21 protein-coding genes are annotated in these 21,336 nt (G+C 68.5%); 14 read left to right on the top strand and 7 right to left on the bottom strand.

Translation table 11 applies throughout. The features are described 5' to 3' along the window. The first annotated feature begins 3 nt into the window (after positions 1-3). The gene (locus ACETK8_RS19625; protein ID WP_374037507.1) at positions 4-384 is read left to right on the top strand and encodes a helix-turn-helix domain-containing protein; all 381 of its coding nucleotides are present in this window, start codon (positions 4-6) and stop codon (positions 382-384) included. A gap of 314 nt (positions 385-698) precedes the next feature. Here the strand turns inward: ACETK8_RS19625 and ACETK8_RS19620 are convergent, their stop codons facing one another. After that, a complete protein-coding gene (locus ACETK8_RS19620) occupies positions 699-1,217 on the bottom strand; it encodes a GcrA family cell cycle regulator (RefSeq protein WP_374037506.1) in 519 nt (172 codons plus the stop codon). Between the two features lie 276 nt (positions 1,218-1,493). Here ACETK8_RS19620 and ACETK8_RS19615 point away from each other — a divergent pair, with 276 nt between their 5' ends. The 8 genes from ACETK8_RS19615 (at position 1,494) to ACETK8_RS19580 (ending at position 6,604) form a co-directional block, all read left to right on the top strand. After that, on the top strand, positions 1,494-2,315 hold the full coding sequence (locus tag ACETK8_RS19615) for an ABC transporter permease (protein ID WP_374037505.1): 822 nt from the start codon (positions 1,494-1,496) through the stop codon (positions 2,313-2,315). 4 nt (positions 2,316-2,319) lie between these two features. Further along, positions 2,320-2,838, top strand: coding sequence for a YcxB family protein (locus tag ACETK8_RS19610; protein ID WP_374037504.1), 519 nt, complete (start codon positions 2,320-2,322; stop codon positions 2,836-2,838). Between the two features lie 15 nt (positions 2,839-2,853). Next, positions 2,854-3,258, top strand: a complete 405-nt coding sequence (locus ACETK8_RS19605; protein ID WP_374037503.1) for an SRPBCC family protein — start codon at positions 2,854-2,856, stop codon at positions 3,256-3,258. Positions 3,259-3,398: 140 nt separating this feature from the next. Beyond that, positions 3,399-4,577 carry an aspartate aminotransferase family protein gene (locus ACETK8_RS19600; RefSeq protein WP_374039437.1) on the top strand — a complete coding sequence of 393 codons (1,179 nt, stop codon included), beginning with the start codon at positions 3,399-3,401 and terminating at the stop codon, positions 4,575-4,577. 32 nt (positions 4,578-4,609) lie between these two features. Next, positions 4,610-5,017 (top strand): GxxExxY protein, encoded by a 408-nt coding sequence (locus tag ACETK8_RS19595; RefSeq protein ID WP_374037502.1) that lies wholly within the window; start codon positions 4,610-4,612, stop codon positions 5,015-5,017. A gap of 84 nt (positions 5,018-5,101) precedes the next feature. Beyond that, complete coding sequence (gene argF, locus ACETK8_RS19590) at positions 5,102-6,016, top strand: ornithine carbamoyltransferase (protein WP_374037501.1); 915 nt, start codon at positions 5,102-5,104, stop codon at positions 6,014-6,016. A gap of 37 nt (positions 6,017-6,053) precedes the next feature. Beyond that, a complete protein-coding gene (locus ACETK8_RS19585) occupies positions 6,054-6,308 on the top strand; it encodes a type II toxin-antitoxin system ParD family antitoxin (protein WP_374037500.1) in 255 nt (84 codons plus the stop codon). Next, on the top strand, positions 6,305-6,604 hold the full coding sequence (locus ACETK8_RS19580) for a type II toxin-antitoxin system RelE/ParE family toxin (RefSeq protein ID WP_374037499.1): 300 nt from the start codon (positions 6,305-6,307) through the stop codon (positions 6,602-6,604). Before ACETK8_RS19585 ends, ACETK8_RS19580 begins: the two co-directional genes overlap by 4 nt. Positions 6,605-6,655: 51 nt before the next feature. Here ACETK8_RS19580 and ACETK8_RS19575 read toward each other — a convergent pair whose 3' ends face one another. Further along, positions 6,656-7,162 (bottom strand): pyridoxamine 5'-phosphate oxidase family protein, encoded by a 507-nt coding sequence (locus ACETK8_RS19575; protein WP_374037498.1) that lies wholly within the window; start codon positions 7,160-7,162, stop codon positions 6,656-6,658. Positions 7,163-7,227: 65 nt separating this feature from the next. Beyond that, positions 7,228-7,431, bottom strand: a complete 204-nt coding sequence (locus ACETK8_RS19570; protein WP_374037497.1) for a hypothetical protein — start codon at positions 7,429-7,431, stop codon at positions 7,228-7,230. Between the two features lie 217 nt (positions 7,432-7,648). On the opposite strand from ACETK8_RS19570, the gene ACETK8_RS19565 reads away from it, so the two are divergent. The 3 genes from ACETK8_RS19565 to ACETK8_RS19555 all read left to right on the top strand — a co-directional run bounded on the left by ACETK8_RS19565 (position 7,649) and on the right by ACETK8_RS19555 (position 12,712). Beyond that, a complete protein-coding gene (locus tag ACETK8_RS19565) occupies positions 7,649-10,681 on the top strand; it encodes an SEL1-like repeat protein (RefSeq protein ID WP_374037496.1) in 3,033 nt (1,010 codons plus the stop codon). Between the two features lie 304 nt (positions 10,682-10,985). Continuing rightward, positions 10,986-11,912, top strand: coding sequence for a sulfite exporter TauE/SafE family protein (locus ACETK8_RS19560; protein WP_374037495.1), 927 nt, complete (start codon positions 10,986-10,988; stop codon positions 11,910-11,912). Beyond that, positions 11,912-12,712, top strand: a complete 801-nt coding sequence (locus ACETK8_RS19555) for a TIGR02186 family protein (protein ID WP_374037494.1) — start codon at positions 11,912-11,914, stop codon at positions 12,710-12,712. Before ACETK8_RS19560 ends, ACETK8_RS19555 begins: the two co-directional genes overlap by 1 nt. Here the strand turns inward: ACETK8_RS19555 and ACETK8_RS19550 are convergent. Genes ACETK8_RS19550 through ACETK8_RS19540 form a run of 3 tightly spaced genes read right to left on the bottom strand, consistent with a single transcriptional unit; the run spans position 12,709 to position 16,581 of the window. After that, on the bottom strand, positions 12,709-13,110 hold the full coding sequence (locus ACETK8_RS19550; protein WP_374037493.1) for a nuclear transport factor 2 family protein: 402 nt from the start codon (positions 13,108-13,110) through the stop codon (positions 12,709-12,711). The two genes, ACETK8_RS19555 and ACETK8_RS19550, sit on opposite strands and share 4 nt — an antisense overlap. A 55-nt stretch (positions 13,111-13,165) precedes the next feature. Continuing rightward, the gene (gene pdeM, locus ACETK8_RS19545) at positions 13,166-13,909 is read right to left on the bottom strand and encodes a ligase-associated DNA damage response endonuclease PdeM (protein ID WP_374037492.1); all 744 of its coding nucleotides are present in this window, start codon (positions 13,907-13,909) and stop codon (positions 13,166-13,168) included. After that, on the bottom strand, positions 13,906-16,581 hold the full coding sequence (locus tag ACETK8_RS19540) for a ligase-associated DNA damage response DEXH box helicase (RefSeq protein WP_374037491.1): 2,676 nt from the start codon (positions 16,579-16,581) through the stop codon (positions 13,906-13,908). The genes pdeM and ACETK8_RS19540 overlap by 4 nt, the downstream gene beginning before the upstream one ends. 58 nt (positions 16,582-16,639) lie before the next feature. Here ACETK8_RS19540 and rhuM point away from each other — a divergent pair, with 58 nt between their 5' ends. Next, positions 16,640-17,701: a RhuM family protein gene (gene rhuM / locus ACETK8_RS19535; RefSeq protein ID WP_374037490.1), complete on the top strand. Its 1,062-nt coding sequence runs from the start codon at positions 16,640-16,642 to the stop codon at positions 17,699-17,701. Between the two features lie 2 nt (positions 17,702-17,703). Continuing rightward, positions 17,704-20,556: an ATP-dependent DNA helicase gene (locus ACETK8_RS19530; protein WP_374037489.1), complete on the top strand. Its 2,853-nt coding sequence runs from the start codon at positions 17,704-17,706 to the stop codon at positions 20,554-20,556. A 170-nt stretch (positions 20,557-20,726) separates the two neighbouring features. Here ACETK8_RS19530 and ACETK8_RS19525 read toward each other — a convergent pair whose 3' ends face one another. Then, positions 20,727-21,161, bottom strand: a complete 435-nt coding sequence (locus ACETK8_RS19525; protein WP_374037488.1) for a VOC family protein — start codon at positions 21,159-21,161, stop codon at positions 20,727-20,729. Between the last annotated feature and the right edge of the window lie 175 nt (positions 21,162-21,336).

Genomic DNA, 21,336 nt, shown 5'->3' with positions numbered 1-21,336 from the left:
ACCATGACCCCGTTCACCGTTCGCGTGATCCATGACGACGAGCAACTGGCCGCCGCCATGGCCGCCTATGAGGCCTTCTTCGACGCTGAGCCCGAGCCGGGGACGCCGGAGGGAGACCGGTTCGAACTGCTCGGTCTCGTCATCGCGGCCTATGAGGAGCGGCGCTGGCCGATCGGGGCTGCGGACCCGCGCGAGGTGCTGCGTCTGGTCATGGAGGGGCGAGGTTATGGCCAGGCGGATCTGGCCGCGCTGCTAGGATCCCGGTCGCGGGCCTCGGAAATTCTCAACGGGCGACGCGGCCTGTCCGTCGATCATATCCGCACGATCAGCGCGGCCTGGGGTGTGCCGGCGGGCGCTTTGATCGGGACGGCGCAGGCCGCCTGACTTCCCATACGTGGAACTGAAAAATCCTTCCCCGCGCGGCGGAGGAGGATCGAAGTCCCGGCTCAAGCAGCGAGATCCTCGCATCGAGCGATAGCCAAAAAGGAAACAGGTGGGGGGCCGCGTCAACCCGGAGAACCACGGCCCCGCCCCGAACTCACCGGGCGGACCCGGTGAGGCGGATGCGGCCCCATACGGGGTCAGCATGACGATGGCGCGACGCGGCCAAGGCGAAATGCGGGCCGTCGTGCTCAGGGCGGTAGCGCCCGCCCCTTGCGCTCAAGCAGCGAGACGCCGCGCGTCGAGCGGTAGCGCCCTTAGATGTAGCGGCGGAGCGACCGGGCCAGCTCTTCCTTGCCGCCGCGCTTGATCTGCGGCTGGTAGGCGACGCGGGCGTGTTCGACGCAGTAGACGCCTTCCGAGGCGCGACGGCCGCAGAAGCTGAACTCGGTCGAGGACGGGTCGCCGATCGGCCATTTGCACATGTGGGCGCCCAGGGTCATGACCGTGGCGGTGCCGGGCAGTTCGGCGACGGCGGCGATCGGCGGGGGCGGGACGACCGGGCGCGGCGCTGGCGCGGCGGCCTCGATGCGACGCGGAGCCGAGGGCTGAACCGGCGGGGTGGTGCGGGTGCGGGCCGGGCGGAAGGTCGTGGCGGCGCGGGCCGGCTGCGACGGGGTGGCGCGACCCGACAGGCCCAGGCGGTGGACCTTGCCGATGACGGCGTTGCGGGTGACGCCGCCGCCCAGCTGTTTGGCGATCTGCGAGGCCGATTGCCCCTCCAGCCACAGCTTCTTCAGCGCGCCGACGCGATCTTCGGTCCAGCCTGCGGTCATGCCACCCTCCGGGTACGGTGTGATTCAACATTTGGCGCCTGAGGTCCCCTCCGGATCCTCACGGCCACAACTAATCGTAAACCAGACGTTAACAGACGCAAGATGTGCGAATCAGTCGTCCACAGGAACTAGATATTGAATCGGCGTTCGGTGAAGGCGGCTTCGCCGAGGCAAGAGGCAAGAGGCAAGAGGCAAGAGGCAACAGGGGCGGACGGGCCTTCGACTATTGCCTGCTGCCTATTGCCTATTGCCTCCATCGCTCGCATCTGACCGGCCATGACCGATCTCGCCTCGACCCGCCCTTCCGGGCTTCCCACACCGCGCCACTACGCCGGGGTGAACTGGATCGGGGTGCAGACCCTGTACCTGCGCGAAGTGCGCCGCTTCTGGAAGGTGGGGGCCCAGACGGTCGCCGCGCCGGTGGTGACGACGCTCCTCTACATGCTGGTCTTCGTGGTGGCGCTGAAAGGGGCGCGGCCGCCGTTACACGGCACGCCTTTCGCCGAGTTCGTGGCGCCGGGCCTGATCATGATGGCCATTCTGAACAACGCCTTCGCAAACGCCTCGTCCAGCCTGATCCAGGCCAAGATCATGGGCACCTCGACCGACTTCCTGACCCCGCCGCTTTCGCCGCTGGAACTGACCATCGGCTTCTCGCTGGGCGCCGCCACGCGCGGCATCGCGGTGGGTCTGGTCACCGCCGTCTGCGTCATGCCCTTCGCCAAACTGGGCGTGACCAATGTCCTGGCCATCCTCTACTTCGCCCTCATCGCGTCGCTTCTGATGGGGATGATCGGGGTGCTGGCCGGTCTGTGGTCGGAGAAGTTCGACCAGCTGGCGGCGGTGCAGAATTTCGTCGTCCTGCCGATGACCTTCCTGTCGGGGGCTTTTTACACGGTCGAGAACCTGCCCCAGCCGTTCGCGGCCGTCAGCCACTGGAACCCCTTCTTCTATCTGATCGACGGCTTCCGTTACGGCTTCATCGGCCATGCGGAGGGAAGCCTTCTGATCGGCGTCGTCATGTCCGGCGCCCTGACGGTGGTCATGGCCGTGGCCTGCTGGCTGGTGTTCAAGTCCGGCTGGCGTCTGAAGAGCTGATCTCATGATCGAGGTGAAGAACGTCCAGCCGACCGCCCGCGAATATCGCATGGTGACCCAGGGCTGGGGCGCGCTTCACTGGGTGGCGGTCCTGCCCGTCGTCGTCTTTCCGATCGGCTTTCTCGTCTTCGGCCTCCTGGCGCTGGGCGAGACCGGCGACCGGTTTCCGCCGGCCCTGATGTTCCTCGCCTTCGGGGTGACGACGGTGATCTGGATGATCGCCAACGCCCTGCTGCGGGACGTGGCCGTGCGGGCCATGCGCCGCAGTCCGACCGGGCGGGAGGATTGGAACTGGCGCATCGACGCAGACGGCGTGGTGTTCGAGAACGCGCTCCAGTCGAACCGGCTGGACTGGCGCGGCGTCATGGCGGTGCGCGAGGAGAAGGATCGGTTCCTGTTCCTGGTGACGCCGGGCCACAATCCGGTCCAGCCGATGCGGCTGCTGACGCCGGAGCAAAAGACCGAGCTGCGCGCTCTGATCGCAGAGGTCACGGCGTCCGGCCGCATGGGGGCGGGCGTCTGAACGACGGAGCGCGTCATGCCCACCTATCCCGCCTGGATCGTCCATCTGTCGATCGAACGGCCGGCGGACGAGGTCGCGGCCTTCGTCGGCGACCCCGCGAACATGGATCAATGGGCGTCCGGACTGTCCGACGGACTGAGGCCGGACGGCGAGGACTGGATCGGGGCCGGCGGCCCCCTGGGCGACATCCATGTCCGGTTCGCGCCGAGGAACGACCTGGGCGTCGTCGACCACACCGTGACCCTGCCGGACGGGACCGAGGTCTACAATGCGCTGCGCGTCAGTCCGAACGGCGACGGCTGCGAGGTGGCCTTCACCGTCCTGCGCCAACCGACCCAGGACGACGCCGCCTTCGAGGCGGACGCGGCCCATGTGCTGAAGGATCTGAAGACGCTGAAGGCGCTGATGGAGGCGGGCTGAGGCCGCCTCCGCACATGACAGAACGGCGCCGGTGTTGACTCGAACCGACCCCCGCCCGACAACCCCTTTTTGAGAAAGTCCCGTCGCACTCGCGCCGGGGCTTCGTTTCTTTTGGAGGTCTGTCCGTGTCCGGTCATTTGATGGGTGTCTACAATCGCGCGCCGCTGGAAGTGGATCGCGGGCGAGGCGCGCGTCTGTGGGGCAAGGACGGGACCGAGTATCTGGACTGCGTCCAGGGCATTTCGACCAACGGTCTGGGCCACGCCCATCCGGTGCTGGTCGAGGCGGTGAAGGCTCAGGCCGAGAAGCTCTGGCACGTCTCCAACATCTACAAGATCCCCGGTCAGGAAGAGCTGGCGGACAAGCTGGTCGAGGCCAGTTTCGCCGACGTGGTCTTCTTCACCAACTCGGGCACCGAGGCCGTGGAGTGCGCGCTGAAGACGGCGCGGAAATTCCACTCCGCCAACGGCCAGCCGGAACGGATCGACATCTACGGCTTCGACGGCGCCTTCCACGGTCGGACCTATGGCGCGATCAACGCCGCGGCCAACCCCAGCTACACCGAGGGTTTCGGGCCCAAGATGGAAGGTTTCCATCAGCTGACCTGGGGCGACCGCGAGGCGCTGGAAGCCGCGTTCCGCGCGCCGACCACGGCCGCCGTCATCCTGGAGCCCGTGCAGGGCGAGGGCGGGTGCCGCGAGACCCCGGTCGAGGAGCTGCGCTGGATGCGCCAGATGGCCGACGAGACCGGCGTCCTCCTGATCTTCGACGAGGTCCAGTGCGGCATGGGCCGGACCGGCAAGCTGTGGGCGCATGAGTGGGCCGATATGGCGCCCGACATCATGGCGGTGGCCAAGGCCCTGGGCGGCGGCTTCCCCATCGGCGCCTGTCTGGCCTCGGCCCATGCGGCCAAGGGGATGACGGTCGGCGTCCACGGCTCGACCTTCGGCGGCAACCCGCTGGCCATGGCCGTCGGGCAGGCTGCGTTCGGCGCGATCAACACGCCGGAAATTCTGAGCAACGTGTCCGAGATCGCCGCCTATCTGAAGCAACAGCTGAACGGCCTTTGCGAACGCTTCCCCGACGTGATCGTGGACGTGCGCGGCAAGGGCCTCTTGATCGGTCTGAAGCTGGTCCCGAACAACCGCGACTTCATGGGCTGGGCGCGCGACGAACAGCATCTGCTGATCGCGGGAGGCGGCGACAACTGCGTGCGGATGCTACCGCCGCTGAACCTGACGCTGGACGAGGCCCGCGAGGCCGTCGAACGGCTGGAACGGACGTGCGAGTTCGCGCGGACCAAGATGAAGGCGGGCTAGGAAGCAAGGGTTCATCACGGCGGACACGGCGGATGCACGGCGAACACGACGAGATCAGGCGCGTTCCGGCGGACGTGAACGACGTCGGGACGGCCGTGATGGACGCGGCGTTCGCCGTGCATCGCCATTTCGGACCAGGCTTGCTTGAGTCTGTTTACGAGCACTGTCTCGCGGAGGAGTTGTCACAGCGAGGCCTGCGCGTCGAACGTCAGGTCGCCGTTCCGGTCAGCTATCGGGAGACACGGCTGGATGTCGGGTTTCGGCTCGATCTTCTTGTCGAGCGCAAGGTGGTCGTGGAGGTGAAGGCGATCGATGCCCTGGCGTCGATCCATACAGCGCAGATCCTGACCTATCTCAGGTTTTCCGGTGTACGACTTGGCTATCTCATCAACTTCAACTCGATCATGCTGAAGGACGGCTTTCGCCGTCTTGTCCTCTGATCCGAACTCCAGCCCCTGAACCCGCAGTGTCCGCCGTGACCTCGCCGTGTTCGCCGTGATGAAACTCTTTCGAAGACAAAGCCCATGATCCGCCATTTCCTCGACATCCATCGGCTCGACGCCGCCGATCTGCGCGCCATCCTGGACGACGCCCACGCTCGCAAGACCGCCCGCAAGGGCAAGCCGCAGGGCTGGGTCGACGCCGATGCGCCGGCGAAGGACCGCGTGCTGGCGATGATCTTCGAGAAGAACTCGACCCGCACCCGCTTCAGCTTCGACGCGGCCATCCGCCAGCTGGGCGGCGCCTCGATCATCGCCACGGCCTCGGACATGCAGCTGGGTCGTGGCGAGCCGGTCGAGGACACGGCCAAGGTTCTGTCGCGCATGGTGGATGCGGTCATGATCCGCGCCAACGACCACGAGGACGTCGAGCGGTTCGCCCGCGTCGCCACCGTGCCGGTCGTCAACGGCCTGACCGACCGCTCGCACCCGTGCCAGATCCTGGCCGACATCATGACCATCGAGGAGCAGCGCGGACCGATCGCCGGCAAGACCCTGGCCTGGATCGGCGACGGCAACAACGTCTGCCACAGCTTCATGCACGCGGCGCCGAAGCTGGGCTTTCACCTGAACGTGGCCTGCCCGGCGGAGTATCATCCGAACCTGCACGACCTGGCCAAGGGCGGGAACGCCGTCAGCCTGACGAGCGACCCGCGCGATGCGGTCAAGGGCGCGGACGTCGTCATCACCGACACCTGGGTGTCGATGGGCGACAGCGACTACGAGGCGCGCCTGCACGCCTTCGAGAGCTATACGGTCGACGAGGCCTTGATGGACCTGGCCGATCCGGACGCGGTCTTCCTGCACTGCCTCCCCGCCCACCGCGGCGAGGAGGTGACGGACGCCGTCATCGACGGGCCGAAGTCGCTGGTCTGGGACGAGGCGGAGAACCGCATCCACGCCCAGAAGGCCGTGCTGGCCTGGTGTTTCGCGGGCTGATATCTGTTATCATCTGGCCTCGATATCGGAGGTTCGGATGGCGAGCAGCGTCGATCTCGGCAAGCAGCTTGAGGGCGTGGTGACGCGCCTTGTGGCTGACGGCCGGTACAACTCCCGCAGCGAAGTCATGCGCGAAGGCGTTCGGCTGATCCATGAGCGCGAGACGCGACTGGCCGCCCTCGACGCGGCCATCTCTCGCGGCCTGGCCGACGCCGACGCAGGCCGGGTTGTCGACATCGACGAGGCCGCTCGGCGGCTCGACAGGCGCTATTCGGGCGGCGACGCCGCTTGAAGGTCGTCCTGACGGATGCGGCGCTGGCCGATCTCGAAGGCGCCGGTGACTATATCGCCGCCGACAGTCCGCGCAGAGCCAGAACCTTCGTCGCCGAATTGGTCGCCAAGGCGAGGGAGATCGGCCGTGGACCGTCGCGGTTTCCGCTGGTCGCCCGCTACGAGCAATCCGGGGTCCGGCGACGGGTCCACGGCGCCTATCTGATCTTCTACCGCATCGACGCGGATGCGGTCGTGATCCTGCATGTCCTGCACGGCGCCTACGACTACGAGCCGTTGCTGTTTCCCGAGGCCTGACGGATCTGCGTGAACCCGATCAGCCGTAGGCCGCCGCGGAGGCGGGGCTGCCTATTGCAGGTTCACGTCCGCCACGCCGCCGGCGTTGGGGAGGGTCTTGGTCAGGTTGGCCTTGGCGACCTCGAAGGCGAATTTGATCAGACCGCCCTTGGAGACCCAGACCCGGCCGTCGTCGGCGTCGAAGCGCAGGATGGTCAGGTGGGCGTCGTCCTTGCCCTCCGGATACCAGGCGGCCAGGACCGGGTTCCAGTAGCGGTCGATGATCTCGCGGTCGTGGCCCTGAACCGACAGTTCGCCGTGGATGCAGGCCCAGGTGTTCTGATCCTTGGAGCCGTAGTGGAACATGGCGCTCTGGCCTCCACCGATCGCGGCGTCGCGGGCCAGGTCGGTGTCGTCACGGGTGAAGAACCAGATGGCGCCGGTCTCTTCCTCGCGGAAGGCGGTCATGGGCTGGGCGTGGTAGCCGGGCTGGTCGAGACCGAGGAGGCCGGTGTTCGATTCCTTCAGGGACTTCCAGAACTCTTTTTCGGCTTCGGCGGCGGTGAGGGTGTCGGCCATGATCGGCTCCTGCGGTTTCGTGTTCCGCTGGATAACCGCCGGGACTGCCGCCCGTTCCGAACGGCTCAGGTCCCGCGCTGGGGCACGCCGAGCAAGGTCCCCAGGTGGATGACGAGCAGGAACGCCAACGCCCCGGCCAGCAGCATGATGAACCGCCAGGGCACCATCCGGGGCTTCAGGAAGTCGCTGGGTCGCGCCCCGCGCCAGCCGGCGAAACCGCCCACGATCAGGGCGGCGGCGAGGAGGGACAGGGTCAGGGTCATCGACATGGGCGCGATGTGGCGGGAAGGGCGCGAAGACGCAAGCAAACCCTTTCCGAGGTCTTAATCTTCACCGCGCGTTAACCATGTCGGCCCAATGAAATCAGTCATGCCGGGGCCTATCCACAGGTGATTGGCAAACCGTCAAGATGTTGGGGTTAACGACACGTTTACACCCCGGATATGGGCGATATACCGTGCGTCGTATGGGTCGGGAGCCGAATCAGTGAGCGCAGCCGCTGCGCCTTGGAGCGTGAAGGGGATCGACCCGAAAGCGCGCGAGGTGGCCAAGGATCTGGCGCGTCGGTCGGGCATGACGCTCGGCGAGTGGCTGAACACCATGATCATGGACGACGAGGACGATGGGGTGTCGCCCCTGCCGCGCCGCGCCCATGCCGAACAGGCCTTCGATCGTCGCGGCCGTTCGCGCCGTCTGGACGACGCCTATGAGATGGGCTCGCGCGACGACGAGACCCTGTTGCGCGTCGCCGCCTCGGTGGAGGCCATCGCCGCCCGTCTGGAAGCCGCCGAGCGCCGCTCGACCATCGCCATCCAGGGCGTGGACCAGGCGGTGGCCGGTCTGGTGCGCCGCATGGAGGCGCAGGACCAGCAGACCGGCAATTACGGCCGCCGCATCGACGACATCTCCGACGAGCTGAAGGAAGGCCACAAGCGCCTGCGTCGGTTCGAGCAGGACGCGGGGCCCAAGACCGCCGAGACCATCTCCAAGGTCGAACAGGCCCTGGGCGGTCTGGCCGGGCGGCTCTACGACATCGAGGAGCGTCAGCGTTCGGGCCTGAACGAAGTCCGCCAGCGTCTGGACGGGGTCGAGAAGGCCGACGCCTGGACCAAGACCGACACGGCCGTCGCCGCCCTGACCAGCCGTCTCTACGATCTGGAGGAGCGCAACCGCGCCCACGGCCAGACCCTGATCTCGCGCATCGAGGCGGTCGAGAAGGCCGCCGGCTCAGGCGTCGGATCGGAGATGCTGGCCCGTGTGGGCGAGCGTCTGGACGCGGCCCAGAACCAGACGTCGGAAGCTCTGCGTAACCTGGAACGGTCCTTCGCCGGTCTGGACCAGCGGTTGCGCGCCGCCGAGACCCGCGTCGAGCCGGAAGGCGCGCGCGAGGCCGCCCGCTTCGAGAAGCTGGCCGAGAGCCTGTCGCGTCAGGTCGACGCCAACCGTACCGAGATGATGCGGAAGCTGGAGACCGCCGAGAGCGAAGGCCGGATGGCCCGCATCGAGGCGACCATCGCCGGCTTGACCGAACAGGCGCGCTCGGCCGAGCAACGCTCGGCCCAGGGCATCGACGCCATGGGCCGCGAGGTCCTGCGGATCGCCCAGAACCTGGACGCCCGCATGGGCCGGGTGGAGACCGCCGGCGACGCCCGTCTGGAGAAGTTCGAGGCGGCGCTGTCCAAGACCGTCTCCGACAAGATCGAGCGCGACATGGGCCGCTACGGCCAGGCGATCGAGCACCGTCTGAACCGCGCCGACGACCAGCACGCCATCGCCATCGAGAAGCTGGGCGTCGAGATCACCCGCATCTCCGACCGTCTGGCCGACCGCATCGCCCAGTCGGAACGCAAGTCCGCCCAGGCGCTGGAAGACATCGGTCGCCGCCTGAGCGAGGGCTCGGACCGGATCGAGCAACGCTACGACCGCGCCTCGGGCGAACTGGCCGAGCGGATGCGCCTGTCGGAAGAACGGACAGCCAGACTGCTGGCCGAGGCGCGCGAGACCCTGGACCAGCGGGTGGCTCCGGTCGCCGCCGCGCCCGCCCCCGCCCCGACGCCCGTGTTCGATCCGACCCCGCAGCCCCTGCCGGCCGCGCCCGTCGAGGCCCAGCCTCGCGTCGCCGAGTTCGCCCAGCCCGACTGGCGCTCCGCCGCCTTCCCGGACGATGATTTCGCGGCGACCCAGGACGACGACGGCTGGTCGATCGACCCCCTGTCCCACGACATCGAACCCTTCCCCGAGGTTCCGTCCGCCGCCGCCCCGACGCCCGCGCCGGCTCAGGTCTCGGGGCCGGTGGACCCGGAGACCGGGATCGAGCCCAGCCTGGCCAGCACGCCGCGCGGCATCGACCGCATGGCCGCCGAGCCCGCGCCCTTCGGCGCCGCGGCCCAGCCGTTCGGCGGCTTCGGCGGGGCGGACGTGTCCGACGCCCTGGAGGCCATCGCCGAGGTCGAGCCGCAGCCGATCCAGCAGCCGGTCTTCTCCGCCCCGGTCGCCGAAAGCTTCCCCTCGGCCCGCACCTTCGACGGCGGCGATGACGATTTCGCCGCCGAAACCGAGTTCGTCGACGCCCGCCGCATGCGCGCAGGCCTGGGCGGCGGCGCGGCCGCCGGTCGCGCCGCCTCGACGCGCGACACCATCTCGGCCGCCCGCGCGGCCATGAACACCCCGGCCGCCGCCGAAGAGCCCGCCCCGCGCGCGAGCTTCGGCCTGGGCGGTCTGAAGAAGGGCGGCAAGTCGCGCCTGCAGGAGCGTCTGGACAAACAGGCCTCGCGCGACGGCACGGCCAAGAAGGCCTTCCTGGCTTCGGTCACCGGCGTGGCCGTCGTGGCCGGCGTGATCTCCCTGGGCCGGGTCACCGGCTATGACGTCACGGACCTGAGCCAGCTGGTCGGCGGGGGCGAGCCCGAGACGGCGACCCCGATCGCGGCCCTGGCCCTGGCCCCCGGCGATGCGCCGATGGACGCTTCGCCCGCCGACCGCACCGAGGCCCAGACCCTGTTCGCCCAGGCGACCGAGCAACTGGACCGCAACGATCCGGCCGGTGTCGAGACCCTGACCCGCGCCGCCAATCTGGGCGAGCCCCAGGCGCAGCTGAAACTGGCCGGCCTCTATCAGACCGGCGAGAACGGGGTGGCGACCAATCTGGAGGAAAGCCGCCTGTGGGCGCGGCGCGCGGCCGAGGGCGGCGATGCGGCCGGGATGCACGCCTTCGGCATGTATCTGTTCGACGGCGTCGGCGGCGCGCGTAACCGGCCAGAGGCCCTGGACTGGCTCAAGAAGGCCGCCGATCGCGGTCTGGTCGACAGCCAGTACAACGTCGCCCGCATCTACGAGAACGGCGACGAGGGCATCGCGCCCAACCCGACCCAGGCCTACCGCTGGTACCTGATCGCGGCCCGCGCCGGCGACCCCCAGGCCCAGGCCGCCGTCGACCGGCTGGCCCCGACCATCCCGGCCGCCGCGCGCCAGACCGCCCGCGCCCAGGCGGAAGCCTTCGCCCTGGAACCGCTCGCCTGACGTTCCAGGCGCCGCAGGCGATCCTTTGGGCGACAGCTTTGCGTTGATGTCGGAGGGTTCATCACGGCGAACACAGCGAGCCACGGCGGACACGACGATATCCCGCGTAGACGCTCCCGCCGTGCTCGCTGTGCCCCGCTGTGTTCGCTGTGATGAAACGCCGTCCGGGTGAGCGCATTCGCGATCCGGCTGCGGCGTCGTCCTTTCGAGGCCTGATGCACTGGCCCCACGCCGCCGGCCCCGTTAAGACGATCCTGTTCGCCTTCCGGCGCCTCACGTAACTTTCCAGCCGAAGGCCCGCCCTTTGGAGATCTACCTGCCGATCGCCGAGGTTTCGGTGAACTGGCCGCTCCTGGTTCTGTTGGGGGCGGTGGTCGGATTCGTGTCCGGTCTGTTCGGCATCGGCGGCGGCTTCCTGATGGCGCCGGTGCTGGTCTTCCTCGGCATCCCCCCGACCGTGGCCGTCGCCAGCCAGGCCAGCCACGTCGTCGCCTCCTCCACCTCGGGCGTCATCCGCTACACCGGACAAGGCGCGGTCGATTTCAAGATGGGGGGCATCATGGCGGCCGGCGGGGTCGTCGGGGCGCTGGGCGGGGTCGAGGTGTTCCGCTACCTGCGCCTCCTGGGTCAGGCCGATCTGGTCGTGGCCCTGTCCTATCTGATCTTCCTGGGCGCCATCGGCCTTCTGATGCTGCGCGAGAGCCTGACGGAGATCCTGCGCCGCCATCGAGGCGAGATCGCCCCGCACAAGGAACGGCGGCGTCCGCTGTGGCTCTATGGCCTGCCGTGGAAGGTGCGGTTCCCGAAATCCGGCCTCTATATCTCGGCCATTCCGCCTCTGGGGCTGGGCGTCTTCGCGGGCGTGCTCTCGGCCATCATGGGGGTCGGCGGCGGCTTCATCCTGGTGCCCGTCATGCTCTATGCGCTCCGCATGAAGGCGGGCGTGGTCGTGGGCACCAGCCTGTTCCAGATCATCATCACCACCGCCATGACCACCATCCTGCAGGCGGGCCGGAACCAGACGGTGGACATCGTCCTGTCCACCCTGCTCCTGATCGGCGGGGTGGTGGGAGCGCAACTCGGCGCCAAATATGCGGGTCGGTTCCGGGCCGACATTCTTCGCGCCCTGCTGGGCCTGTTGATCCTGTTCGTCGGCATCCAGATGGGGCTGGAGCTGTTCGTCCGGCCTTCCGACATCTTCCTTCTGGCGCCCGGTGTGTCGAACGGATGATGCAGGACCTGCCCCCTCCGGCGGTGGTCGCCCCGGCGCCCGAGCAATCGGTCGATACGGCCGCCGAACTGCGCGTCGCCGCCGCCCTGACCGAGGCGCGGGTCCAGGTCGATTCCAGCTTCCGGGGCGCGAACATCGTCCTCTACGGCGCCGTCTTCAATCCGACCGAAGATCCGACCGACGTGGTCGTGGTGGTGCGCGGGCCGGACGAGCCGATCCGTCTGGTCAAGAAGACCCGCAACATGGGCGTCTGGCTGAACAGCCGCCCGGTCCTGTTCGAGGGGGCGCCCGGCTTCTACATGACCGCCTCGACCCGGCCCCTGCCGGACATCGCGGGCTTCGGCCAGCTGCGGCGCCTGGGCGTCGGGGTCGATCACCTGAGGATCGACGCGCCGGAGGAGAGCCGCACCGTCACCCGCTACGGCGTGCGCGACGTGGTCATCTCGCGCCTCGGCGAAGACTACCTCGACTGGCGTCGCGCCGTGATCCGGCTGAAGGAGGCGGCGGCCCTCTACAACACCGATCCCGAAGGGGTCAGCTTCGTCGACCGCGGCCTGTTCCGCGCCCAGGTCGAGCTGCCGGCCACGGCCCCGACGGGCGAGTACCACGCCGAGGTCTGGCTGTTCCGCGACGGCGCTCCGGCGGGTGTGTCGAACCTGACCCTGACGGTCGAGAAGGTCGGTTTCGAACGCGACGTCTACGAGTTCGCCCATCGGAGGCCGTGGACCTACGGCATCCTGTGCGTCCTGCTGGCGGCGGGGATGGGGTATGCGGCGTCGAGGGTGTTCCGGCGGAACTAGGTCTTCGGCGCGTCGGCGATAATGCTCTCGGTGTGCGCATGACACGTCCAGCCGTCGCCTTCGCGGATCCAGGTCGAGCTGTCGGCGGCGCGGAAGGTCCTAGGCTCGCCGCTGTGGGTCACGGCCTGTTCAACGACATAGGCGATGATGGCGACGTCGGGGGTCGGGGCGCTGAACTGGATGTCGGTGAACCTGTAGGACTCCAGCGTCCAGTCGCCCTCCTCGGTCATCGCGCCCATCTTGGCGCGCGGGATGGTCATGACCCCGGCCATGCCGGAGACGACGCTGGGGTCGCCGGACAGTTCGGCGGTGCGTTTCCCGTCCTTGGCCTTCATGGCGTCCCAGTAGGCGGTCTCGAGGGCGAGGATCTCGGCCTGGGTGGGGGCGGCGTCCGGCATGGCGGTCTCCTGTCCGTGAGACACTGAAACCGCGCCGTGCGACGCCGGGTTCCGCTCAGACCAGACTGGCCCAGGCCAGGGGATGGACCCGGTCCTTGCCGAGCGCCGCCGCCATCGGCGGCTGGGCGAACAGGCCGGCGATGGCTGTGTCCTTCACATTCAGCCCGCCGGTGAAGGCCCCGAAGGCCGGCAGGATCAGGCGGCGCCCGTCGGTGACGAAGCAGGACCGGCGCACCATCCGCGCATGGGCGACGACGCGGGCGCAGGGGTGGAGGTGGCCCGCCACCTCTCCGTCCTGGGCCTCCGGCATCGGCTCGTGGGTCAGGAACAGGGCGCCCAACCGCATGTCGCCGACGATCCGGCCGGGCAGGCGCGAGACCGCATCGGCGTCCGCCGCCGTCAGGGCCTCCCGGTCGTGGTTGCCTTCCAGCCAGACCCAGTCGCGCCCGAAGGCGAGCCGGTCCAGACGCGCCCGGTCGTCCGCCGCCATCCGGCCGATGGACTTCGCATCGTGGAAGCTGTCGCCGAGCAGGACGACGCGCTCGGGGTTCAGGTCGGCGATCTCCGTCTCCAACCGGTCGAGCGTCGCGCGGCTGTCGTAGGGCGGCAGCATCTGGCCGCGCGCGGCGAAGGCGGACCCCTTCTCCAGATGGAGGTCGCCCGCCACCAGCGTCCCATGATCCGGCAACCACAGGGCGCCGGAACAGCGCAGGACGCAGGCCTCGCCCATGACCCGCACGGACAGCGACCCGCACGGACGGCGCGCGGGCGTCAGGGTCGCCTTTAGGGCCGCGTTCATGCCGCCCCCTGCAGTTCGGGCGGGGCGTCCTCCATGACCTCGTCGATCAGCTCCTGGGCCGAGGCCTCCAGGATCATTTCGGCGGCGTCGCCTCCGACCCGCTCGCGTCCGATCTGGACCAGAACCGGCACGCAGAAGGGCGAGGGCTTCTCCAGCGCGATGGGGCGGATGTGGCCGGCGATCCGGCTCAGCAGTTGCCCAAGGCGCGCGACGTCCAGCAGGCCGGACGCCGCGTCGGCGCGGGCGGTGCGGAGCAACAGATGATCGGGCTGGTGGCGGCGGAGCACGTCGTAGATCAGGTCTGTGGAGAAGGTCACCTGACGCCCCGTCTTCTCGGCGCCCGGCTGTCGACGCTCGATCAAGCCGGAAACGAGGGCGCAATTGCGGAAGGTGCGCTTCATCATGAAGCTCTCCTCCAGCCAGGCTTCGAGGTCGTCGCCCAGCATGTCGGGCTGGAACAGGGCGTCCCAATCCAGACCGTCCATCGGCTTGATGGCCCAGATGGCCAGGGAATAGTCGGTCACGACGAAGCCGAGCGGCCCGACGCCGAGCCGGTCGAGCCTGCGCGTCAGCAGCATGCAGAGCGTCGAATGGGCCAGCCGCCCCTCGAACGGATAGGCGACCAGGAAATGGCGACTGCCGCGCGGGAAGGTCTCGATCAGCAGGCTGTCGGCATCGGGGATCAGGCTGCGCTGGTCCTGAAGCTCCAGCCACTCCTGCACGTCGGACGGCAGGACGCGCCAGTGGTCGCGGTCCTGGACCATCGCTCGAACGCGGGCGGCCAGTGAGGTGCCCAGCGGAAACTGCGACCCGCCCCAGGAGGGGATCTTGGGGTCCTTGTCGGTGGCGTGGGTGACCAGGGCGTCCATCCCGTCGATGCCCTGAAACGCCCAGACCTGGCCAGCGAAGACGAAGGTGTCGCCGGGCGTCAGCTGTTCGAAATACCACTCCTCGGCCTCGCCGACCTTGCGGCCCGTGACCCAGGCCTTGGCCGATCCGCCGCCGGCGCCGGAGCGCCTCCGCGACGCCACCTTCACGTTCAAGGTTCCGGCCGCGACGATGGCCCCGACGTTCATCCGGTGACGCTGGGCGACCAGTTGGTTGCGGACGGTCCACCGGCCCTCGGGCGTCCGCACGATGCGGGCGAAGCGGTCGTAGGTGCGCAGGGCGTAGCCACCGGTGGCGACGAAATCGACCACCTCCTCGAACGCCTCATAGGTCAGGCCGCGATAGGGGGCGCAGGAGGTCACCTCGGCGTGGAGCGCGTCGAGATCGAAGGGTTCCGAACAGGCCACCCCCATGACGTGCTGGGCCAGGGTGTCCAGCGTGCCGATATGGTGCGGCTCCCAGTCGAAGGCGTTGTCGGCCACGGCCTCGCGCGCCGCCTGGCATTCCAGCAGCTCGAACCGGCTGGCGGGGACCATCAGGGCGCGACTGGGTTCGTCGAGCCGGTGATTGGCGCGACCGATACGCTGGACCAGACGGCTGGATCCCTTGGGCGCCGCCATCTGGATGACCAGGTCGACGTCGCCCCAGTCGATGCCGAGATCGAGCGTCGAGGTGCAGACGATCGCGCGCAGATCACCGCGCGCCATGGCCGCCTCGATCTTGCGGCGTTGCTCGGCGGCCAGCGACCCATGGTGTAGGCCGATGGGCAGGTTCTCGTCATTGATCTCCCACAGCCGCTGGAAGACGAACTCCGACTGCCAGCGGGTGTTGACGAAGATCAGGGCCAGCTGAGCGCGCTTGATGGCCTCATAGACCTCCGGGATGGCGTGCTGGCCGGTGTGCCCGGCCCAGGGCACGCGGCCCTCGGACACCAGCACGTCGATGATCGGCACGGCGCCGGGGTCGCCTTTGACGACAACGATCCCTTCTCCCCTTGCGGGAGAAGGTGGCCGAGCCGCAGGCGAGGTCGGATGAGGGGTGACCGTAGATGTCGCCGATGAGCCGACTGCTCCAGCCAGCCGATCTGTGTCCTCGTACCCCTCATCCGTCGGGCTTCGCCCGCCACCTTCTCCCGCAAGGGGAGAAGGGACGTGGGGCATAAGCCACTCCGCGATCAGTCCCGGATCGTCGATGGTCGCCGAAAGCGCCACCCGCCTCAGCCCCGGCGAAAAGCTCTGCAACCGCGCGAGGCCGAGGTTCAGGAGGTCGCCCCGCTTGCCCGACCAGATGGCGTGGACCTCGTCCAGCACGATGCATTTCAGGTCGGCGAAATAGGCCCGCGCCCCGCCCCAGGCGCAGAACAGGGCCAGCTGTTCGGGCGTGGTCAGAAGGATATCCGGGGGATTGTCCCTCTGGCGCTGTTTCTTGGATTGTTTGGTGTCGCCGGTGCGGCTCTCGACATGGATGTTCAGCCCGATCTCTCGGATGGGCGTCATCAGGTTGCGCTCGACATCGGTCGTCAGCGCCTTCAGCGGCGAGACATAGATGGTGTGGATCCCGCTGCCCGGCCCGAACTCCGGTCGCGGCCCGCGTTCGGCGAGGTCGATCAGGCTGGGCAAGAAGCCCGCCAGCGTCTTGCCGCCGCCCGTCGGCGCGACCAGCAGGGCGTGCGATCCGGCGTTCGCCGCTGCGATCATCTCGAGCTGATGCCGCCTCGGGCTCCAGCCCCGGCTGGCGAACCAGTCGGCGAAGAGGGGCGGCAACTGTGCGGCGGGCGACGTCACCCGGCCCGTATAGCATGTTCCCGTTCCGTTTCACTCCAGTGGGTGGTAGGATTTTCGAATGAGCGACGACCACCTGCCTACCGAGACTCCCTCAGGCCCCGTCACGATCCGAGAGGATGGAGACACCGGTGATCGGTTTCTCGTCTATGTCTCCAAGGATGGCGTGCGCGCCGAACTTCGCGTGGTCGGAGACACCTTTTGGGCAACGCAGGCCCAAATGGCGCACATGTTCGGTATCGACGTCCGGACGGTCAGTGAACACATCCAGAACGTTTTCCGCGACGGCGAACTTATAGAGGATTCAGTTGTCCGGGAATCCCGGATAACTGCCGCGGACGGGAAGGCTTACCGGACGAACCTCTATAGCCTCGATGTGATCATCGCGGTCGGCTACCGGGTCAGTTCACGCCTCGGCACCATGTTCCGCATCTGGGCGACCCAGGTGCTGATGGCCTACCTGACCAAGGGCTTTGTCATCGATGATGACCGGCTGAAGAATCCGGATGGCAAACCAGACTTCTTTGATGAGCTGCTCGACCGCATCCGCGATATCCGGTCGTCGGAAAAGCGGATGTGGACGCGAATTCTGGAACTCGCGTCCTTCTGCGTGGACTACGATCCCCGCGACAAGAGCCAGCACACCGAGTTCTTCGCCGACATTCAGAACACCCTGCACTGGGCGGTACTCCAGAAGACAGCCAGCGAGTTGATCGTCGAGCGCGTGGACCATCGGCAACCAGATGCCGGGGTCGTCACGTTCAAGGGCCGGATGCCTACGGTCAGTGAGGCGGGCACGGCGAAAAATCTCCTCCACGAGCCGGAGATCAAGGCTCTGAATCACATCACCAGTCTGATGCTGGAGTTTTTTGACAGCCAAGCCGAGCAGCGACGCTCGACGACCCTGGGCGAGTTCCAGATCAAACTTCGCGATCTCATCAAGCTCGATGGTAGGCCGCTCAAGCCGTTCGGCGCAGCCACGACCATCAGCCATGCCAAAGCGACGGCGCACGTGTCTCGCGAGATCAAAGCCTTCAAGACCGCGCAGCGGCTTGAAAATGAAAAGGCGGGTGAAGACCAACTCCGTCAGATCGCGAAGTCTTTGAAAGACAAGAAGCGATAGCTGTGATCGTCGAGAGTGTCGCTCCATCTCGCCTCACCGGCGCCGAGCCGTGGCTGGTCCTGCCCGCTGCGCTCGCCGTGCCGCCCGGCGCGGGGGCGATCTGCGATGACGAGGGGGCGCGGAAGATCGGGCGCGGGGCGGCCGAGGGGGTGTTCACCGGCGGGCCGGTGCTGGTGGCGCATGCCTCGCTGACCGCGCGGCGGCTGGGACTGTCGGCGCCGGCGCGGTCGGGCGATCTGCTGGACGTGCTGGAGCTGTGGGCCTTCGTGCGGCCGGCGAGCTTCTGCGCGCCGTCGCCGAGCGGCTTGGCCCTCGCGCTCGGCATGGCGGAGCCCAAGGGGGCGGAGGCGCAGGCCTCGGCCCTGCGGGACGCAGCGGCGATGCTACTGAAGGAGCTGGCCGATCCCGCCTATCCGGGGCGGGAGGACGCCTTCACCCTGGCCGAGACGCTTGGCCGTGCGGGCTGGTCGTGGGCCTGGCGGGTTTCCGGCGCGCTGCAGGCTGCACCTTTGCGCCAGCGTCAGTATCGCGGGTCGGGCCTCGACGCCTGGTCGCGGCTGGCGGAGTGGGAGGACGAGGCGCCGCGCGGGGAGGCGGGCTCGGCTCCGGTCGATTCCGAATCCGCCCGTATCCGGCTGGAGAAACTGCTGCAGGCCTCGGGTCTGGACGAGACCCGTCCGACCCAGTCCGACTATGCGGCCGAGGCCGCCTACGCCTTCTCGCCGAGGAACGAGGAGGGCAAACCCCGCATGTTGCTGGCCGAGGCGGGGACCGGCACGGGCAAGACCCTCGGCTATCTGGCGCCCGCGTCGCTGTGGGCCGAGCGGAACGCCGGAGCGGCCTGGGTCTCGACCTACACCCGCGCGCTGCAACGCCAGATCGACCGCGAGAGCGCGGCCCTGTGGCCCGACGCCGCCGAACGCAAGAAGAAGACCGTCGTCCGCAAGGGGCGCGAGAACTACCTGTGCCTCTTGAACCTTCAGGACATGGTTCAGGCGGCCCAACTGGGGAACGGCGACCTGATCGGTCTGGCCCTGACCAGCCGCTGGGCGATGCACACGCGCGACGGCGACATGACCGGCGGCGACTTCCCCGGCTGGCTGCCCGGCCTGTTCGCGACGCCCGCGAGCCAGCAGGCGAGCGCGGGCAATCTGGTGGACCGGCGCGGCGAGTGCGTTCACGCCGCCTGTCCCCACTACCGCACCTGTTTCGTCGAGAAGACCATCCGCGCCAGCCGCCGGGCCGATCTCGTCGTCGCCAACCATGCCCTGGTGATGACCCAGGCCGCCTTCGACGGCGCCCGCTCGGCGCGCGGCCTGAAGCAGGACGGAGAGACCGCCGCCCTGAAGCGCATCGTCTTCGACGAGGGCCACCACCTGTTCGACGCGGCGGACAGCGCGTTTTCCGCCTGTCTTTCTGGTCAGGAGGCGGCCGAGCTTCGGCGCTGGATCCGGGGACCCGAGGGGCGCGGCCGTCGCGGGCGCGGGCTGGAACAGCGGCTGGGCGATCTCGTCGGCGACAACGAGCATGCGCGAAAGTCGCTTCAGGACGCCATCCGCGCCGCCGCCGCCCTGCCCGGCGAAGGGGTCTCCGGCCGCATCGCCCCGCCGTCGGGAGAGGTCAATCCGGTCGGGCCGATCGAACAATTCCTGATGGCCGCGTTGGAACAGATCCGCGCCCGCACGTCCGAGGCCGCCTCGTCCGGAGCGTCGGAGTTCGGCACGGAATGCGCCGTGCGGCCAGCGACCGACCCCCTGCTGGAGACCGCGCGCGGGGCCGCTCGCGCCATCGCGGCGGTCGAGGCGCCGCTCCTGGCCCTCGCCCGGCATCTGGAGGACATCCTCGACGACGAGGCGGCCGAGCTGGAGCCGGCCTCGCGCGCCCGGATCGAGGGGGCTCTGCGCGGTCTGGACCGTCGCGCCCGCATGACCCTGCCCGGCTGGCGCTCCATGCTGGCGGCGCTCGAAGAAGGCGGCGACGAGGCCGATCCGGATTTCGTCGACTGGCTGTCGGTCGAGACCGCGTTCGGCCGCATCCACGACGTGGCCCTGCGTCGCCACTGGATCGACCCGACCGTGCCGCTGGAGGCCGCCGTCATCCTGCCCAGCCACGGCGTGCTGGTGACCTCGGCGACGCTTTCGGATCCGCTGGCGGAGGCCGACGGCGGCGATCCCTTCGGCATGGCGCGGATGCGGACCGGGGCCGCGCGCCTGATCGAACCGGCGCGGACGCTGAAGGTCGAAAGTCCGTTCGATTATGCGGCCAACAGCCGGGTCATCGTCGTCAACGACCTGGGCAAGGACGACCCGCGCCAGACGGCGTCGGCGATGCGCGAACTGTTCCTCGCGGCCGGGGGCGGGGGGCTGGGCCTGTTCACCGCCATCCGCCGGCTGAAGGCGGTCTATGAGCGGCTGGGGCCGGATCTGGCGAAGGCCGGCATCCCCCTCTACGCCCAGCACGTCGATCCGCTGGAGGTCGGGGCGCTGGTCGACATCTTCCGGGCGGAACAGGACAGCTGCCTTCTGGGCACGGACGCGGTGCGGGACGGGGTCGATGTGCCAGGTCGGAGTTTGCGGCTCTTGGCCTTCGACCGGGTGCCGTGGCCGCGCCCGGACCTGCTGCACATGGCGCGGCGCGAGAAGTTCGGGGCCAAGGGGTATGACGACGCCCTCGCCCGTGCGCGGATCGCCCAGGCGTTCGGGCGGCTGATCCGGCGGGCGGATGACCGGGGGGTGTTTGTCATGCTGGATGCGGCGACGCCGACGCGGCTGTTCGCGGCGCTTCCGCCGGGGACGGAGGTACAGCGGATGGGACTGGTCGAGGCGATCGAGGTGACGAAGGGTTTCCTCGGATAATTCCTTCTCCCCTTGCGGGAGAAGGTGGCCGAGCCGCAGGCGAGGTCGGATGAGGGGTGACTGTAGATCTAACCGATGAGCTGTCTGGTCCAGCCAGACGATCTGCGTCCTCGTACCCCTCATCCGTCGGGCTTCGCCCGCCACCTTCTCCCGCAAGGGGAGAAGGAAAGCTAAGAGTCGAATGTAATCTCCACGCTCTCCGCCGAACGCTCGTACGGGCCGTGGTACACCGCCTCGATGTTGTTCCCATCCGGGTCGATCAGGAAGGCGGCGTAGTAGCCCGGATGATACGGCCGTTCCCCCGGCGCGCCGTGATCCTCCGCGCCGACCTTCAGGCCCGCCGCGTGGAAGGCCTGAACCGCCGCCTGATCCTTCGCCTGAAACGCCAGATGGTGCCGGCCGGTCAGTTTCCCGGCGGCCGCCTCGGACGAGGCCGTCGAAACGAACAGTTCGTCGATCCAGAAGAAGCCCGGCCCCTCGCCCTCGACCTTGAACCCGAGCGCTCCGAACACGGCGTCGTAGAATGTCCGGCTGGCGTCCAGGTCCCGCACCACCAACTGGATGTGGTCGATCAGACGACCCCGGTGCAGCTTCTGGGTCTCCATGGCGTTCTCCTCATCGTTGACATGGCCAGAACGGCCGTAGCACGGGGTCGATCCCATTCTGGCAGCAGGGCGCAGCATCTTGCCGCAAGGCTGGATCGGCCCCATACCGACCCGCCTTCTGCGCCTGTCCGGATGGACGGTCTGGACGGTTTGGACCCTGTTTTTCGATCGACCG

It is taken from the genome of Brevundimonas staleyi (genome assembly GCF_041893865.1).
Taxonomy (GTDB): domain Bacteria; phylum Pseudomonadota; class Alphaproteobacteria; order Caulobacterales; family Caulobacteraceae; genus Brevundimonas; species Brevundimonas staleyi.
Note: the sequence above shows the minus strand (reverse complement) of the source record. Positions and strands in the feature narration are given on the sequence as shown.